We start from the raw sequence: 17,560 nt of genomic DNA on the forward strand, positions 1-17,560 counted from the left end.
ATAATCCTTTAAAAAAAGGAGCTCACATGAAAAAGATATTAAATTTTCTCTTGGTTTTGGCGGTATTTTTGGGTGTAAATTTAATGGCAAAAGATGAGTTTTTAAAGGAGCAGACGATGGCAGGGCAAAATTTAAAAGAAATTTATTTAGCAGGTGGCTGTTTTTGGGGCATGCAGGGATATTTTAAAAAGATATTTGGCGTGGTAGATACAAAAGTGGGCTACGCAAATGGCAAGAGCGAGAGCACGAGCTACCGCGAGCTTCATGAGAGCGATCACGCCGAGACACTTTATGTCAAATTTGATGAAAATAGGGTCGCTTTGGCTGAAATTTTGGCTCATTTTTTTAGAGTGATCGACCCGACCTCGCTAAATAAACAGGGCAATGACGTCGGCAGGCAGTATAGAAGCGGGATTTACTATGTTAGCAAGGACGATTTGCCAACGATCGAGAGCTTTATAAAGATAGAGCAAAAGAAATTTAAAGATAAGATCGTAGTTGAGGTCGCACCTCTTAAAAATTTCATCGTAGGCGAGGAGTATCATCAAGACTATCTTGATAAAAACCCTTTTGGATACTGCCATATAGATCTAAATTTAGCCGACAAACCGCTCTATGACGAGGCTAAATTTAAGCCACTTAGCAAAGAGGAGCTAAAGAAAACTTTAAGTAGCGAGCAGTATGCCGTGACGCAGGAAGCGGCGACTGAGAGGCCATTTAGCAGTGAGTATGATAAATTTGACAAAAAGGGCATCTATGTTGATATCACAAGTGGCAAGCCGCTCTTTTCAAGCGCTGATAAATTTGACGCAGGGTGTGGCTGGCCAAGCTTTACAAAGCCTATCACGACAACGGCGCTTACGTATAAAGAAGACAACTCTTTTATGATGAAAAGGGTCGAGGTGAAGTCGCAAAACAGCGATGCGCACCTTGGGCATGTCTTTGACGATGGACCAAGCGATAAGGGCGGGCTAAGATACTGCATAAACGGAGCTAGTCTGAAATTTATACCGCTTGAAGATATGGCTAGGCTTGGATACGAGGAGTTTATCCCCTACGTAAAATAGCTTTTGTTGAAGCAAATCAATGGTTTGAAAAGTTTAATCAGAGTATAATTCTCCAAAATCAAAAGGAGAAAGAATGAGTGAATTTTTTAAAAATGCAGAGCAGTTTAACGTAGAGGGTGCGACGGTGCCATTTTATAAATTTAGTGAAAATGGAGTAAATTTTGTTGGTTTTGACTCACGTCCTTGCGTGCCGCCAGAGCCTATGATGAACGCGCTTTTGGCGATAAAATTTGCTGATAAAGATACAAATATCGTGATGGTAAATCACAAATTTCCAGCTGGGCTCATCCCAAAGATAGAAAAGAGCTTTGACGTGGAGCGCGAGGACCTTGATGGCGGGGCTGTGAAGATGACTTTTAGCCTAAAAGAGGGTGCAAGTATAGAAAACATAGACACGAGCCTTTGCCACTAAGATGCTTTTAAACACCTATGCGCCGCCATTTAAGCTAGTTGGCGGCTACTTTATCACTGGAATTTTCTTTTTAGCGCTTAGCGTTCCGGCCTTTTTCTACGCTGATTTTGAGGCGATTAGCTCGCTAAATACGGCTGGCTTTTTGCATATATTTTTCGTGGGCTTTGTGATGAGTATCATCATCGGAGCGCTCTATCAGCTAACCTCGGTCATACTAGAAAAGCCATTTTTTACGGTCAAAGGGGCTATTATAAATTTAGCCATTTTTTGCTTTTCACTGCTTGCCATGAGCTATGCGATGATATTTGGCGAGGCTAAAATTTTACAAATCAGCGCAGTTTTGCTATTTTTCTCGCTCGTGTTTTTTGGCTCGACCTATGCGCTAAGCTTTTTAAATAATCAAAAAAGAAGCTTTGCAGCCTTTGCACTCTTTGCCTCGGCGATATTTTTGCTAGTTGGCATAACGCTTGGATTTTGCCTAGTGATGATACTTGGCGGCACACTTATGCTTGATTTTATGATGACATTAAAATTTCACGTATATTTTGTGCTTGGCTTTGTATTTTTCGTGATACTTGGGGCCGCAAGCGTGCTTTTACCGATGTTTGCTTTGGCGCATGATCTTAAATTTACACTTAGCAAAGCCTCTCTTTCCTGCTATATTTTAGCTGGAGTTTTGCTGGCAATCGATGAAAATTTAGCTATTTTCGCAGTGGTTGTGGCGGCTTTGTTTTTTATAGCTCAGGCGTTTTACATCCTAAAAAAGCGTGTAAGAAAGGCGTATGATTACTGGAACGTAAATATTGCTCTTTCGCTGCTTGCCTTGTTTGTGGCTACTATATTTATGTTTTTTGAAAAGCTAAATTTGGCTGCGTTTTTTATGATATATGGCTTTTTGTTTGCCTTTATCGTGGCTCATCTTTATAAGATCGCGCCGTTTCTCATCTGGTATCACTATGTGGCGCCATTTGTTGGCAAGGCAAAAGTGCCGCTGCTTGATGCGATGATATTAAAAAAGGCTGCATATTTTGCCATAGCTTTTAATGTCATTTCGCTTATGTGCTATTCTTTGGCGGTTAGCTTTGAGATGAGAAATTTGGTCTATGCAAGCATGATCTTTATGGCTTTAAGCATCGTTTTGCTTGCTGTAAATATGATAAATGTTTTTAAATTTACTGGTTTTAAAGGATAAAAAATGAAAGAAAAAATTTATGATGCTTTGTCAAATATCGTCGATCCAGAGGTTGGCTTTGACATCGTTTCGCTTGGGCTCATATATGATGCAAGCTGTGATGAAAATGGCAAAGCAAAGGTGACGATGACGCTTTCAACTAAGTCTTGTCCGCTTCATGAGATGATACTTGGCTGGGTAGAGACTGCCGTGCTTGGTGTGGAGGGTGTAAAAGAGTGCGAGATAGACCTTGTTTGGAAGCCTGAGTGGAATATCCAAATGGCAAGTGACTTTGTAAAAGCACAACTTGGAGTGAATTAAAATTTATTGGCTAGAAATTTACTTGGCTAATAAATTTCTAGCTTTTCTACTTAAATTTCTACTTTAAATTTTAAAAATATCATAAAAGCGTAGTTAAATTTGCTTGGGCTGCTTAAACTCTTTAATAAATTTATGCAAGTAAAAACTAAAAAATGCGAGCTATAGAAGATAATTTTAGGCGTTTGCTAGATAATGGTTAAAATTTGAATATATAAAAAGGTAAATTGCAAGATAAACTTGCAATTTAACAGGAGAATTTTTAGTTAGGACTTAGTCCATTTGGTGGCGAAGGTATGATGGGATATCTAGCTGAGAGATATACTCGTCGCTGTTATATCCGCCACTTACTCTTCTTTTTAAAACGATATTTTTATTTAAAAGATCGTTTTCAGGCTCTTGGGCTATTTTTTTTTCTTCGCTTTCTTTTTCAGTACCTTTAAAACCTGTTGCGATGATAGTAACTTCGACTTTATTATCCTCTATGTTTTCATCAGTTGTTGTACCAAAGATCACATCAGCATCATCATCAGATGCCTCTTCGATCATTGACATCGCGCTATGAAGGTCATCAAGTGAGCAGTTTGGATGCATTTTAAAATGAACTAAAACGCCAAGCGCTCCGTTTATGTTCATGTTATCAAGTAATGGTGATTGGATAGCATTTTTAATAGCTTCTTGAGCTGCACCCTCGCCATAAGCCTCGCCAACACCCATCAAAGCATGACCTCTGTGGCTCATAACTGTTTTTACGTCAGCAAAGTCGAGGTTGATATCGCTAACACCAGAGTCAAGCACGATAGAACACATACCATTTACCGCTCTTGCAAGCACTTCATCAACCATTTTAAAGCTCTCTTTGATGCCTGATTTTTTGTCTATCAAAGTTAAAAGTCTGTCGTTTGGTATGATAACGATAGAGTCGCTCTCTTTTCTAAGCTCGCTTAGACCGATATCAGCTAGTTTGCTTCGCTTTTTACCCTCAAATGAAAAAGGCATAGTAACAACTGCAACTGTTAGCGCACCTATCTCTTTTGCAGCTTGTGCAACAACTGGAGCAGCACCTGTACCTGTACCACCACCAAGACCTGAAGCGATAAACACAACATCAGAAGTTTCAAGAGCGCTTTTTATCTCTTCGTAGCTCTCTTGTGCAGCTTCTTTGCCAATCTCTGGTCTCATACCAGCGCCAAGACCTTTTGTCTTTTTCTCACCAAGCTGTATCTTTGTGTGTGCAGGAGAATTGTCAAGTGCCTTAGCATCTGTGTTTGCTATCATTAGATCAATGTCTAAATTTGGATTCTCTCTGATGATGTGGTTTATCATATTACCACCACCACCACCTACGCCTACTACCTTTATCTTTGCGCTATATAGGCTCTTGTTCTCTTCGATTGTGAAACTGTTGCTCATTGTAAAAATTCTCCTCAAAATAGTTGTGTCATGCTGTGCCAAAATTTCTTTAAAGCACTTGGTTTTTTTTCTTGCTTACTTATATCAGCGATATTTGCAAGCTCGTTATTGTTGTTTGTTTGCTCTAAATTTATATCCATATTTACAAGTTCAATACCCTCTTCAAAATCATCTTTTTCCTGTTTTTTTGCTTCAAATTTCTCTTTTTTCTCTTCTTCAAAAATATTGAAATTTGTTTTTGGCTTTGATCTTAATTCACCTTTATATCTCATCTTTTTTTCTGAGTCTATCTCATAAGGCGTAAATTCTCCAGCGCCATACATACAAAGTCCTATGGCACAAGAATTTGCCGGATCTCTTAAAATTTCATATAAACCATCCATCTCTTTTGGTCTAGCGATCCTAACTGGCATGTTGTCAAATATCGCAGAAGCTAAGTCTTTTAGTCCATCAAGTTTTGTCATACCACCAGTTAGTACTATGCCAGCACCAACAAGATCTTTGTATCCACTATCTTCAAGCATATTTGCAAGTACCATCACAGTCTCTTCTGCTCTAGCTGAGATGACATTTGATATAACATCAAGTGAAACTTCGTGAGTTTTTTGCTCATCGCCAAGTCTTGGAAGCTCGATAAGATCTACTGATTTATTTACTAGCTTGCCATATTCTAGTTTTATCTCTTCAGCTTTTGGTAAAGGAGTATGAAGTGCCATTGAAAGATCTATGGTTATATTTGCCGAGCCAACATGTAGATATGAGTTATATCTTAATGAATTTCCAGCATGCACTACCATATTACATGTCTCGCCGCCCATATCTATAAGCGCAACACCAAGTTCTTTTTCGTCTTTTGTTAGTGTTGCTATGGCTGAAGCATAACCAGAAAGAACTACATTATCAACCTGCACGCCTGCTAAATTTACAGCTTTTCTTAGGTTGCTTAGTTGTGATTTTTGAATACTTATGATATGTGTTTGCACTTCAAGTCTAGTGCCGTTCATGCCGATAGGATCTTCTATAAATTCCTGTCCATCTACTTTAAAGTTGTAAGGTAAGACATGAAGTTTTTCATATTCTGGTGATGTCTCGGCATTGTGATCTGCCATCTGCATAGCACGCTCTATCTCTTTTATGCCTATTTCATGATTTGGTATATTTACTACGCCACTGCTATTTACGCTTTTAGTATATTTTCCAGATATCGAAACCACTACTCTTTCATAGTGTGTGCCTGCAACTTTTTGTGCTTCTATGAGTGCATTTTTTATAGACTTTGCAGCTAGTTCAATGTTGTTTATAGCGCCCTTTTTTATACCTTGTGCTTTTTCTGTGCCTATTCCTATTATTTTTATGCCATCATTATTTTGTTCTGCTATAACAGCACAAATTTGAAATGATCCGACATCTATGCCTAAAATTCTAGTACTCAAAATTTTTACCTTTTGACATATTCTTTAACTTCATAATATTTTAGAAGTTTATTTGTTAAATCTTTTATCAACTCGTTGTTTTTAAGCATTGCAACATTTTGTTGTGTTATTTGCTTATAGTTGTTATTTATATTGTTAGTAAGCAATCTTTGTTCCAAAATATCGTACACTACGGCTTTGTCATCTAATATAACATAACCTTTTGTGTTGTTAGTGTCAAAAAGTTGAGATACAAAAGCTCTTGTATCGCTCTCGTTTAAGCCCGCAATAGAGCCATTTACCTCTCTGCTAACAAAGCCAACATCTGTGCCTTTGAAGTTTTGTAGAGTATCTTTTGCTTTTGCTGTTAAAATTTCTTTTTCTTTTTTACTTTTATAAATTTCAAGCACATTAGCTCTTGCTTGTTCAAAGCTCATAGGTTGTGGAGGAGTTATACTTTTTACTCTAGCTATTAAATAGCCATCTTTGTAGATAAATGGTTTTAGAACTTCGCCAACTTTTGCACCCTTGATCTCATCAAGCGAAAAAGTAGCATTGTCTTCATTTACGCTTATAAAACCATTGGTTGCAAGTTCAGCTTTTTTTACAGCGACATACTTTTCTAAAGCGTTAGTTTTGCTTTGTTCTATGTTATAGTCTTTATTAACCTCAGCTTTTACCTCGTTAAAAGGTTTTATCTTGTCATCAGATCCCTTGTATTTATCTTGGTTTTCATTATAGTAAGACTTTAAAACGCTCTCGTTTGCATCACTTTTTTCTGACTCGACAAAGTATGTATCTATGCCATAAAGTGTCTTTGTCATATAGTTATTTTTATTTATCTCCCAAAGATCTTTTAGCTCTTTCTCATCTACTTTGATATCGCTTTGATCAGCATTTACTATTTGCACAGCTAATTTATCTTGCATGAAAAAGCTAGCTTCCATCATCGCAATATCTTCTTTGCTTGCAGGTAAATTTAAAATAGTTCTAAGTTTGTCTAGTAAGATAGTTAGCTTTAGATTATCTTCAAAATCAGTTGGGTTTATCCTGGCTCTTCTTAGCACATCATAGTATAAATTTTTGTCAAAAACGCCGTCTTTTTGAAATGTTGGATCGACGATTATATATTTTAAAACGTCATCTTTATTAACACTAAGACCGATATCGTCTGCAAAATTTAATAATAAATTTTCTTGGATAGCAGCCTGAAGTGCAGCATTTTCTAAGCCTAACTCTTCAGCTTTTTCTTGAGTTAGTTTGCCTTCAAATACGTTATTGTAGTACTGATAAAGTCTATCGTATTTTTGTTGCAACTCTTGAACGCTTATGTTTCTATGTCCTACTTTAGCTACTGAAGTAGCTCTGTTGCTGTTTAGATCGTATGCGCCCCAGCCGACAAAACCAGCACCGACAAAAGCTATCGTGCTTACCCAAATTGTCACGACTAGGTATTTTTTATGTTTTTGCATCCAAGATAACATTAAGTTCTTCCTTTAAAATACTAACAAAGCTTGTGCGATATTTTATAGAAATTTGGCTTAAATAAGCTTAAAATGGGGCTTTATAAAAACGTTTCTTGCTAAATTTTTACTAACATTTTTTATCTTTGTTAGCAAAAATTTAAATGCTAAAATCGCTGTAACCACCAGTAAAATGAAGCAGTTTACAGCTATTTTCTAACAAAGCTATATCTTTTGCAAGTAGCTGAGGACTCCTACTATACGCGTAAACGCCGTATCCTTTGATCACGACAACGTTAGTATTTTTCTCTATCATAGCTCTATAAATTTCTGTCTCAGCACGCTCATACCAGTCGTCAAACTGCTTTGGATCATAGACTAAAATTTCATTAAATCTCATGCACCCAAAATAGTCTTTTGGCGCTATTTTTTCATGTTTCATTGCATAAGCTGTCGCATATGGAGGCATGGCATAGCAGACAAATTTTGCTTCATTTATGTTTTTGTAGATATTTAAGTGTATATCAGCATCCAAACTCGCATCATTCCAGCGGTAGTCTTTTTTTGATGAAAGAAGCGTTAGATCGTTATCTTGCAAGTCGTCAAAAATGGCATTTTGCTTGTTGATGATAAATTGATTTTTTTCTACTCTTGCTGAGATAGAACCATGAAAAACACCAAAAAAATTCTTTCTAAACATCGAAAGAGATATCTTTTTTATCTCATTTGTTGAGTGCATTAAGTCCATTTTTTCTCCTATGTTTGGGTGATTATATTTAAGCTATCTTGAAATTTATGTAAAATTTTATGTAATGATAGCTTTTTAAGTAAAATTTCGATAAATTTTCACACTAATTTCATTAAAGAGGCAGTGTTGCAAAGTCCGCATATTAGCGTTTTACTTGACGAAGTTTTATCTTTTTTTAAAGATCTGCGTGGAAATTTTATAGATTGCACGCTTGGATATGCTGGACACTCTAGTGCTATTTTGTCTCAAAATGAAAATTTAAATTTGATCGCTTGCGACAAAGACATCGAAGCTATAAATTTCTCGCTCAAAAAACTTGAGCCATTTGGTAATAGAGTGAAAATTTATAAGAGCAATTTCTCTGAGCTTATTAGCAAACTTAGCGGCGATGAAATTTTAAATATTAGAGGAATTTTGGCTGACATCGGCGTTAGTTCGCTGCAGATAGATAAAGATGATAGGGGTTTTAGCATCGGTTCAAACACTCTTGATATGCGTATGGATAAAGAGCGAGAATTTAGCGCCTATGACGTGGTAAATGACTACTCGTTTGATGAGTTAGTTAGGATTTTTAGGGATTATGGTGAGCTAAAAAATGCCGCTGGGGTTGCAAATAAGATAATAAATGCTAGAAATTTAGGCAAGATAACAAGCGCAAAAGAGCTTGCAAATATAATAGGCACAGCCCAGATAAAAGGGCGTGGTGTTAGCCCTGCGATCCTTGCTTTTCAGGCGATCAGGATAGAGGTAAATGGCGAGCTAGATGAGCTAACAAATTTGCTCGATAGCATAGAAAAGGGCGGTTTTAAAGATTGCTTGGTGGCGATCATAACATTTCACTCGCTTGAAGATAGGATCGTAAAAGAGCGCTTCAAAAAGTGGGCAAACAGCTGTATCTGCCCGCCTGGCATCTACCGATGTGAGTGCGGAAACAACCACGAGCTGGGCGAAATTTTAACCAAAAAACCACTAACAGCAAGCCAAAGTGAGCTAGCGCAAAACTCACGAAGCAAGAGCGCAAAACTGCGTGTTTTTAAGATAAAAGGATAAAGATGCAAGAAAAAGAAGAGCTGCTAACACTTCACGACGAGGAGCAAAAACGTGAGGTAAATTTAAGCTTTAAGACGCTAGTGATGGTCTATCTGGCGGTTTTTATAGCTCTAGCTCTATTTTTGCCAAAAATTTATATAGCAAATCAAATTTATTATATAAGTAGAGATATCGCCGACATCAGCGGCAAACGAGATATGCTCCTTGAAGAAAACAGAGCTCTTAGCATAAAGCTTGAAAATTTGCGTTATAAAAATCAAATTTTAAACAATATGCAAGAGCGTCAATGGAAATAATTAAAAAATTTAAAAGCTTTATCCACTACTACGACCCTGCAAATTTCCAGCTCATCTACTCGCTAAAAGCTGCTACAACCATCGCCTTTAACTGCTTTTTGTGCTTTCACTTCTTTCATCTAAGTGGCGCCATCATGGCTGTAAATATCACGATGGGTATATTCTTTCTTGGCGAGCTTGAGTGCAAAGATAGGAGTAAATTCGCATTTTTACTACTTTACATCGCGCTTTCTTGCGCTTTTATGCCCTTTGTTGATCCATTTATCAGCCTTGGCGTTTGGCTATCGCTTATCGTATTTGTCTGGATATTTGTGGTAGGCATTAGCCAAATTTATAGCTCAAATTTAAACAAAATTTTACTCGCCGTAAATGCAACAGGGCTAGTTGCTTTTGTGACAAAGGCCGCAGTTGGACTAAATGTGATTGAAAGCATCGGCGGTCTGGTGCTTGCTGGCGTGCTAAGCATCATCATAAAATTTGAAAACTTTGGCAAATACGGCAAATTTACTAAAAAGAGCATCAGCTTTTTACTGGATAACGCCATTTTGTCGAGCAAGGCGCTTGGCACGAGCCATTTTTACGCAAGTATCGCAGATTTGATGAGTTTGATTGACAAATCAAAAGAAATTTTTGCAAACAAAAGCCTAAAGATAAAAGATGTTAAGCTAGTTAGAAATCAAGCCAAGGCGCTATTTTATTTTTATAAAGTTGAAGAGATCGCTCTTTTGCTTCGAACATTAGGGGCTTCGTTTGAAAGGATCGATGACAAAGCGCTTTTAAATGAGGTAAAAAATGAGATCGCTTACAACCTTTTTGAGCTTAAAAAAATTTTCAAAAATCAAACTCCAAAACTAAAATTTGAAGCGCTAAATTTAGCCAAAAACTCAAATTTTAAAATTTTTGCAAGCTCGCTTGGCGTGCTATATGATAAATTTTTACTTATAAAAGAGGGCGGCGAGGATAAGCTCTCGTTTAATAACACAAAAAAGATCACGCTAAAAGAGGCGTTTAAAAAGATAAATTTAAAAAATGAAGTATTAAAAGAGTCTTTAAGGCTTGCCATTTGCATGTCGCTAGCCATTTTTATAGCGCAAGCTTTGCATATAAATCATGGAATTTGGATCGCCATAGCGGTGATGAGCCTAAACAAAAGCGACGAAGATGCTTTAAAAAATGCAGGCAGAGATAGCCTTCTTGGCGGAGTTATCGGCTTTTTTATCGCGCTTGCTTTTGTGAAATTTATGGGTGAATCATACGCATTTTACGTGGTTGTCTTTATCGGTATGTTTTTGGTTTATTACCTTAAAGCCTATAAACAAATCGTCTTTGCAACGGCTTTTATGTTTGAATTTACAGCTATTTTTTCGCTTATAAAAAAAGACTTTTTAGCTCTTATGGTCGATAGACTGCTTGACGTGGCAGCTGGCTTTTTGATAGTTTTTACTACATATCTGCTAACTAGGAAAAATGACTATACAGCGATAAAAAGTAGCTTAAGCGGTACCTTGATAGGTTTTAGAAATTTAGTGCAAATTTCTCTAAATGAGTCAAACAAAGATGCTTTTAGCGCTGATGAAAAAGCGATTTTAAGCTCGCTAAATGAGCTAAACTATGCTATAAAAGTTAGTAAAAATTTAGACAATGATAATATGAAAAATGCAAAATTTATAGCTAGCAAGCTTGATGATATAAATAGCGATCTAGTTAAGCTTAGAAATTATCTGAATTTAGATGAGTTAAAAGAGAAAAACGCCTTGCAAAATGATATAAAAATCATCTCAGATAGGTTTTTGATGCTAGATAAAAAGATCAAAAAACTTCCATATTATTTCATAAGTGAGATAGAAACGAAACTGCTTTGCAAAGACGAAAATGTTAAAAAGCTAATTTTACGAGTTGCTTTAAAACAAAATGAAATTTACTCAGCGCTCTCTTTTTGAGAGATTAGCTTTTCATATATATATTGTTCTAAATCTTTTTTTGAAACGTCATTTTTTAGAGCGGTGTTGTAAATTTCTTCAACCTTGCTTGAATATTTTTCATATCCAAAATATGGAAAATGCACGCTCCAAGCCTTTTTTATGAGCTCCAAACTTATCTCTCTTCTTGCCCAAACCTTAAACATATCAAATCCGATAAAAACAGCCGAAGTGACGATGGTAGTTGCGATTATTGAGATGTGAGCGTCGGCCTTTGCTAAAAAGTGGTGCGTGATGATGAGAAGCGGAAACAAGACTACAAAGCAGATAAGTGCGTAAATTTGATAGAGCTTCACGTGGTTAAATCTAAAATTTAGCTTTGCGCCATCAACTAGCATACCTTCGTTAAAAAGGGCATTTGCTTCAAGTAAATCTCTAAATAAAACTGGCTGTTTTGAGACGAAAAAAATATTTTTAATGATAGTATTTCTTAGATTTTCTTTCATTTTTTATAGACTTTTTACCTTAAAAATTTCAGCTCATTGTATCTAAAAATCTATAAATTCAAACAAAATTAGATACAATTTGCCTAAAATTTAAGGAGCTAAAAATGGCAGATAAAGCTTTAGAAACGGTCTTTTTAAATGGCGAGTTTTTGCCAAAAGATGAGGCAAAAGTTAGCGCATTTGATAGAGGATTTATATTTGGCGATGGAATTTATGAAGTAGTGCCTGTGATAAATTCAAAAATGGTTGATAAAGAGGGCTTTTGGGCGAGATTTGAGAGAAGCTTAAACGAGATAGATATAAGCCTGCCTTACGAAAAAGAGAAATTTGAAGCGATCTTAAATGAGATGATCGCAAAAAACGCCCTAAAAGAGGGCGGAATTTACATGCAAGTAACAAGAGGTGTGGCGTTTAGAAATTTCTATTTTATGGAAAATTTAATCCCAAGCGTCTTTATCTTTTGCTACGAGAGTGAAATTTTAAACAACCAAGCTGCAAAAACTGGCATAAAAGTGGTAAGTGTCGAGGACATCAGGTGGAAGAGGCGCGATATCAAATCGATCTCGCTTCTAGCTCAGTGCTACGCCAAAAACGAGGCTCACAAAAAGGGCGCGGACGAGGGCTTTATGGTAGAAAACGGCTTTGTTACAGAGGGCTGTAGCTCGAGCGCTTTTATCATCAAAGATAAAACTCTTATCACAAAGCCACTTTCAAATGAAATTTTACCAGGGATACGCCGTATGAGGCTTTTAAGGATTGCTAAAGATATCGGCCTAAAGATAGAGGAGCGTAAATTTAGCATGGACGAGGTTTATAGCGCCGATGAAGTCTTTATCTCGGCTGCTACGCTCATCCTTTTGCCAGTGATTTATGCTGACGGCAAGGCGATAAACGGCGCAAAAGTTGGCGAAATCTCAAGCAAACTTCGTGAAATTTATGCTAGCGAGCTTTTAAAAGAAGCTGGACTTTGAGAGAAAAGGTCTTAATAAGCGCCTGCCTTGCTGGCATAAACTGCAAATTTAATGGCGAAAACAACCTTTTAGATAGTGGCGTTTTAGATGAAATTTCAAAGAGATATCATCTACTTTTCGTCTGTCCAGAGGTTTTTGGCGGACTTAGCACACCAAGAGAGCCAGCTGAGATGAAAAATGGGCTTGTTCTCACAAAAACCGCCAAAGATGTGAGCGAAAATTTCATCAATGGAGCTAAAATTTGCCTGAAGATAGCTAAGCTAAATGGCTGTAAAAAGGCTATTTTAAAGGCTAGAAGCCCAAGCTGTGGGAGCGGGCAAATTTATGATGGAAGCTTCACTAAAAAGCTCATTTTAGGTGACGGCGTAGCAGCAAAACTGCTAAAAGAAAATGAAATTTTAGTTTTTAGCGAAGATGAGATAGGGCGGCTTGATGTTTGAGAGGCTAAAAGATAACGTCTGGCTAGAGGTCGTCTTTAAATACATCATATTGCTGCTACTTTTTGTCTGCGTGGTGGGGCTTTTTGCAAGCGGCGTGCTCTTTTTAAAGGGAGAGATGAGCGAAAATTCGCTAAATTTGCACATTTTCTTTGGCTTTAGCTTGGTTGTTTTAACTATCATTCACAGCTACGTCAAGAAGAAAAAGCTAAAAAAGCTAAACCTTGAGTTTAAAAATATCTTAAAGCACAAGCCAGTGCAGATGGATTGCAATGTGGCAAGGTTTTTAAACGCGCTAAACGATGTCAAAGTTGGGGAAATTTCAAAGAAATTTGGCTCAGACATTGCAGAAATTTTAAGATCAAACGATATAAAGGTCAGGGATCAAAACGAGACGATGAAGCAAATTTGCAAAAACAACGATGAAAAGATGTTTTATATCTTTGTTTTGATCGTAGAAGCTATATTTAAGGATAAGGAAGAAATTTGAAAAAAGGTATATTTTTAGCACTTAGTGTTGCTTTGTTTTTGGGTTGTTCGCAGACAACAAAACCAGAGCCAAACAAGCAGCAAAATGCCCTGCCAGACGAAAATGTCTATAAGCCAAATGAGCGCATCAGCTTGCTTGAATTTGAAGTAAAACAAGACGCCTCGTCGCTACCTCAAAATATGCAAAGTGCGAGCTTTGCTCAGGATGAAATTTTAAAAAGAAGGTTTAAAGTTTTTACTCTAAGAGGCGTGAAATTTAACCCAAATGACGCTTTTTGGGCGTTTAATGTATATAAGCCAAGCGAAAAAAGAAAGTATTTTGGCTCAAATTTTAGGCAGATACCTCAAAGCTGGTTTGACGCGCAAAAAGATAACGCAAATTTCGCTAGCTTTTTGCAAATTTCAGCTTACGCTCTAACTTCTGCAAACACAGCTGTAAGAAATTTCCCAACCGACGAGCCGATATTTTTAAACCCGCAAACCCCAGGTGAGGGCTATCCGTTTGATTATTTGCAAGAATCAACCCTAAGCATCGCTCATCCGCTCTTTGTATCGCACCTCTCAAAGGATAGGGCGTGGGCGTTTGTGAGTGATGATGCGGTTTGGGGCTGGGTGAAGGTTGAAGATATCAAATTTATAAGCGATGAAGAGGCGCTTGCCTATCAAAAATCAAGCTTTGTAACGATAAAAACCGATAAGATGCCAGTTTATGACAAGGGCGGAAACTTTTTATTTTACTCACGTGTCGGCGCGATACTGCCAGTTTTAGCGCAAGATGATAAAAACTACTACGGCAAAATTTATGTAAGAAATATGCTTAGGGAGTTTGTCCTCCCAAAGTCTTTTAGCGCCCTTTTTCCACTTAAATTTAACGACTCAAATTTAAAAACACTTCTTAGCTCGCTTCTTACTCAGCCTTATGGCTGGGGCGGGGTGGATAAGCTAAGAGACTGCTCGCTTTTTACAAAAGACTTGCTAGCAAGCTTTGGCGTGTGGTTACCTAGGAACTCAAGGGCGCAGGCAAATATGGGCGAAAAGATCAATCTAAAAGGTCTTAGTAACGCTGCAAAGAGCAAAGAGATAAAAGAAAAGGGCGTGCCATATCTCACGCTCGTGCATCTGCCAGGCCATATCATGCTCTATGCTGGATACAAGGGCGATGATATCTACGTCGTGCATGATGCTTGGGGGCTAAAGACTACAAATAATGGCAGAGCGCTAATCGGAGCGACCGCGATAACTACGCTAAATATCGGACAAAACAGAAGCGACATACAAAGTGCAAATTTGCTAATTTCTAAGGTTGATTCTATAAATGTGATGAGACCTGAGCAAGGGATGCTAGATAAGGCTAGAAAGATCTCAGCTTTGCAGCGAGCTTACGGCGTGAAGATCGAAGAAAATTTGGTTAAATTTAGTGATGGCACGAGTTTGGTCTATGATGATTTTAAACAAAAAGATGAAGAGTGCAGCACTGGGGCTGACATAGAGGATATGAACGCGCTTGATTACGCTGCGTTTTCGCCACTTAGCGCGGCCCTAAGTGATGCTGGTAGATGCAGAAACTACGAGCTTTTAGACAAAATTTATGGCTCAAGTGAGAGCGCGGTAAAAGCAAATTTGGTTGATGTCATCTGGCTAAAGGATTTTTTAAATTTGCCTTTAAAATTTAACTCTAAAAATGGCGCCGCAGCTGCCTTGCAGGATGTGAGCAACGAGCTAAACGAGATGGTAAAGAGCGATCCAAATTTACTTCTGTACCTAAAAGATCCAGGCGGGACATTTAAGTGGCGCATCATCGCTGGCACAAACCGCCTAAGCGCGCACAGCTACGGCATCGCGATCGATATAAATGTAAAAAAGAGCCACTACTGGCAGTGGAGCAAGGGCTATGAGAATTTGATCCCTGAAAAGATCGTGCGAGTTTTCGAGAAGCACAAATTTATCTGGGGCGGACGCTGGAAGCACTTTGATACGATGCATTTTGAGTATCGCCCAGAGATGTTTGAGTAGATGAAAGATCAAATTTTAGAAATTTTATCTCGCTCAAATGTCTTTTTGACTGGTGGTGGCGGTGTTGGCAAGAGCTATCTGACCGCCTCCATCATCAGACACTACAAAGAAAATTTCAAAAACGTCGTCATCCTTGGCTCAACTGGCATAAGCGCTGTTAGCCTTGGAGGAGTGAGCTTGCATAGCTTTTTTAAATTTGGCTACTGCAAGGACTACGAGGAGCTAAGACGGCTTGACTACCGCCAAAAAGATAAGCTAAGCAAGCTACGAAATATGCTAGATGCCTGCGATCTGCTTGTAATAGACGAAATTTCGATGGTTAGCTCAAACGTGATGGAGATGATAAGATACCGCTTGCTTACCTCTAAATTTAAGGGCAGAGTGCTTATAGTGGGCGACTTTTATCAGCTGCCACCCGTGCAAAAAGAGCAAAATGAGAGCAAACTTTTTAACTTTTTATACGCCTTTAACTCCAGTGCGTGGGAGGATATGAAATTTACAAATGTCGAGCTTTTGCTCTCAAAACGCACAAATGATCTTAAATTTTATGAAATTCTCTCTCGCCTTAGAGTTGGCGAGCTAGATGATGAGATGATAGCTTATATCGAGAGCTTGCGAGTGGATGCTATTGAACCTGATAGCGAGACTAGCGTGCTTTTTGGCAGAAACGCAGAGGCTGAGATGCTAAATCAAAAGAGACTTCTCGCGCTTAATGCACCACTTGAAATTTCAAACTCGGACGTGCTTGTTATGGATGAAAATTTAGATAAAAAAGAGTTTGAAAAGTGGGCAAATACGCTAAATATCTCAAGAAATTTGGAGATGAAGATAGGCGCAAAAATCATCTTTACTTCAAATAAATGGGGCGAGTACTACAACGGCGAGCAGGGCAAGATCATGCAAATTTTAAAAGAAAATGGCGCCATTTCAAGCGTGATCGTGCAAAAAGATAGCGGCGAGATCTGCGAGATAGAAAAGTGCGCTTATAACTTTTGCGCGCTAAATTTAAACGAAGACGAGATCGAGGAGAACGTGCAGGCCTCGCTTTATCAGTTTCCATTTAAGCTAGCTTATGCGCTAACTATCCACAAGTCTCAAGGTATGAGCATAAATTCGCTCATTTGCAACATCAACTATATCTTTGCCAAAGGACAGCTCTACGTCGCACTTTCTCGCGCGGTAAATCCTAAAAATTTAAAACTTTTTTATGATAAGAAAAGTGATTTTAGGCAGCATTTAAGAAAAGTGGTTAAAATTGACGACGAAGTTAAGAAATTTTACCAAGAAAACGTATTTTTGCATATTAAGGAGAGTTTATGAAAAAGCTATTTTTAAGCCTTGTTTTTGGCGTTTTTGCATTTGCAGATGTGCTAAAAGTGAGTGACTTTCAAACAGATATCTACTCAAAAGCTGGACAAAATTTAACAAAAAAGATAAGCATGAACCTTGAAGTTGTCGGACGTGATGTGGAGGAGAACGAAGCCTACGTGCTTGATGCGCTAAACGTCGTTGTTGGTAGCTTTTATGTGGAGGACATCCTCACCTCAATGGGAAAAGAGAAATTTAAAGAGCTCTTTATGAAATACGCAGCCAAAAAACACTCGCTTGATATCGATGACGTGCTTATTTTAAACATCAAAGTGATAAATAATCTAGAGCTAAGCGAGATCATAAAAGCGATAAAAAGCCAAAATTTATGCTCTGATCCAAGCGTAAATGAAGATGTGATGACAAAGCCAGAAAAGAAGAAAAAAGGCAATGAGATCATCGTCGCACCTGATCCAAATGACGTGGTGCAAAAGCCGATCGATCTAAATAATGTGCAAGAATTTGGAAAAGACTTCGGAGAGAAGTGAGTAAATTTGGCTAAAAGTT

18 protein-coding genes are annotated in these 17,560 nt (G+C 37.8%); 13 read left to right on the forward strand and 5 right to left on the reverse strand.

Annotation, left to right across the window (positions count from 1 at the left end):
• Window positions 1–26: 26 nt before the first annotated feature.
• The 4 genes from msrB to F3G86_RS05275 all read left to right on the forward strand — a co-directional run bounded on the left by msrB (window position 27) and on the right by F3G86_RS05275 (window position 2,971).
• Window positions 27–1,067, forward strand: coding sequence for a peptide-methionine (R)-S-oxide reductase MsrB (gene msrB / locus F3G86_RS05260; protein ID WP_149723219.1), 1,041 nt, complete (start codon window positions 27–29; stop codon window positions 1,065–1,067).
• 73 nt (window positions 1,068–1,140) lie between these two features.
• A complete protein-coding gene (locus F3G86_RS05265) occupies window positions 1,141–1,479 on the forward strand; it encodes a hypothetical protein (protein WP_149723220.1) in 339 nt (112 codons plus the stop codon).
• Between the two features lies 1 nt (window position 1,480).
• On the forward strand, window positions 1,481–2,671 hold the full coding sequence (locus F3G86_RS05270; RefSeq protein ID WP_149723221.1) for a peptidase M50: 1,191 nt from the start codon (window positions 1,481–1,483) through the stop codon (window positions 2,669–2,671).
• 3 nt (window positions 2,672–2,674) lie between these two features.
• Window positions 2,675–2,971: a metal-sulfur cluster assembly factor gene (locus F3G86_RS05275; RefSeq protein WP_149723222.1), complete on the forward strand. Its 297-nt coding sequence runs from the start codon at window positions 2,675–2,677 to the stop codon at window positions 2,969–2,971.
• 270 nt (window positions 2,972–3,241) lie between these two features.
• On the opposite strand, the gene ftsZ is transcribed toward F3G86_RS05275, so the two are convergent.
• From ftsZ to F3G86_RS05295, 4 genes are all read right to left on the reverse strand, one after another.
• Entirely contained in the window at window positions 3,242–4,381 is a 1,140-nt protein-coding gene (ftsZ, locus tag F3G86_RS05280) for a cell division protein FtsZ (protein WP_148785420.1), read from the reverse strand.
• A 14-nt stretch (window positions 4,382–4,395) separates the two neighbouring features.
• Window positions 4,396–5,814, reverse strand: coding sequence for a cell division protein FtsA (ftsA, locus tag F3G86_RS05285; RefSeq protein ID WP_149723223.1), 1,419 nt, complete (start codon window positions 5,812–5,814; stop codon window positions 4,396–4,398).
• 5 nt (window positions 5,815–5,819) lie between these two features.
• The gene (locus F3G86_RS05290; RefSeq protein ID WP_149723224.1) at window positions 5,820–7,277 is read right to left on the reverse strand and encodes a peptidylprolyl isomerase; all 1,458 of its coding nucleotides are present in this window, start codon (window positions 7,275–7,277) and stop codon (window positions 5,820–5,822) included.
• Window positions 7,278–7,416: 139 nt separating this feature from the next.
• A complete protein-coding gene (locus tag F3G86_RS05295) occupies window positions 7,417–8,004 on the reverse strand; it encodes a class II aldolase and adducin N-terminal domain-containing protein (RefSeq protein ID WP_149723225.1) in 588 nt (195 codons plus the stop codon).
• A gap of 126 nt (window positions 8,005–8,130) precedes the next feature.
• Here F3G86_RS05295 and rsmH point away from each other — a divergent pair, with 126 nt between their 5' ends.
• From rsmH to F3G86_RS05310, 3 genes are read left to right on the forward strand one after another with little or no spacing between them, the layout of a single operon-like run.
• Window positions 8,131–9,054: a 16S rRNA (cytosine(1402)-N(4))-methyltransferase RsmH gene (rsmH, locus tag F3G86_RS05300; RefSeq protein WP_149723226.1), complete on the forward strand. Its 924-nt coding sequence runs from the start codon at window positions 8,131–8,133 to the stop codon at window positions 9,052–9,054.
• Between the two features lie 2 nt (window positions 9,055–9,056).
• A complete protein-coding gene (locus tag F3G86_RS05305; RefSeq protein WP_002940285.1) occupies window positions 9,057–9,350 on the forward strand; it encodes a hypothetical protein in 294 nt (97 codons plus the stop codon).
• Window positions 9,341–11,290, forward strand: a complete 1,950-nt coding sequence (locus F3G86_RS05310) for an FUSC family protein (protein WP_149723227.1) — start codon at window positions 9,341–9,343, stop codon at window positions 11,288–11,290. The genes F3G86_RS05305 and F3G86_RS05310 overlap by 10 nt, the downstream gene beginning before the upstream one ends.
• On the opposite strand, the gene F3G86_RS05315 is transcribed toward F3G86_RS05310, so the two are convergent.
• Window positions 11,269–11,775: a hypothetical protein gene (locus tag F3G86_RS05315; RefSeq protein ID WP_087581839.1), complete on the reverse strand. Its 507-nt coding sequence runs from the start codon at window positions 11,773–11,775 to the stop codon at window positions 11,269–11,271. The genes F3G86_RS05310 and F3G86_RS05315 overlap by 22 nt on opposite strands.
• A 104-nt stretch (window positions 11,776–11,879) precedes the next feature.
• Between F3G86_RS05315 and F3G86_RS05320 the strand changes: the two genes are divergently transcribed.
• From F3G86_RS05320 to F3G86_RS05345, 6 genes are read left to right on the forward strand one after another with little or no spacing between them, the layout of a single operon-like run.
• A complete protein-coding gene (locus tag F3G86_RS05320) occupies window positions 11,880–12,746 on the forward strand; it encodes a D-amino acid aminotransferase (protein WP_149723228.1) in 867 nt (288 codons plus the stop codon).
• The gene (locus F3G86_RS05325; protein WP_149723229.1) at window positions 12,743–13,186 is read left to right on the forward strand and encodes a 2-thiouracil desulfurase family protein; all 444 of its coding nucleotides are present in this window, start codon (window positions 12,743–12,745) and stop codon (window positions 13,184–13,186) included. Before F3G86_RS05320 ends, F3G86_RS05325 begins: the two co-directional genes overlap by 4 nt.
• The gene (locus F3G86_RS05330; protein WP_149723230.1) at window positions 13,179–13,673 is read left to right on the forward strand and encodes a chemotaxis protein; all 495 of its coding nucleotides are present in this window, start codon (window positions 13,179–13,181) and stop codon (window positions 13,671–13,673) included. Before F3G86_RS05325 ends, F3G86_RS05330 begins: the two co-directional genes overlap by 8 nt.
• Window positions 13,670–15,685: a bifunctional C40 family peptidase/M15 family metallopeptidase gene (locus F3G86_RS05335; protein WP_148815395.1), complete on the forward strand. Its 2,016-nt coding sequence runs from the start codon at window positions 13,670–13,672 to the stop codon at window positions 15,683–15,685. Before F3G86_RS05330 ends, F3G86_RS05335 begins: the two co-directional genes overlap by 4 nt.
• Window positions 15,686–17,005, forward strand: coding sequence for an ATP-dependent DNA helicase (locus F3G86_RS05340; RefSeq protein ID WP_148815393.1), 1,320 nt, complete (start codon window positions 15,686–15,688; stop codon window positions 17,003–17,005).
• Window positions 17,002–17,541, forward strand: coding sequence for a hypothetical protein (locus F3G86_RS05345; protein ID WP_009293697.1), 540 nt, complete (start codon window positions 17,002–17,004; stop codon window positions 17,539–17,541). The genes F3G86_RS05340 and F3G86_RS05345 overlap by 4 nt, the downstream gene beginning before the upstream one ends.
• Window positions 17,542–17,560: the final 19 nt, after the last annotated feature.

This window comes from Campylobacter concisus (assembly GCF_902460595.1).
Lineage (GTDB): Bacteria > Campylobacterota > Campylobacteria > Campylobacterales > Campylobacteraceae > Campylobacter_A > Campylobacter_A concisus_BL.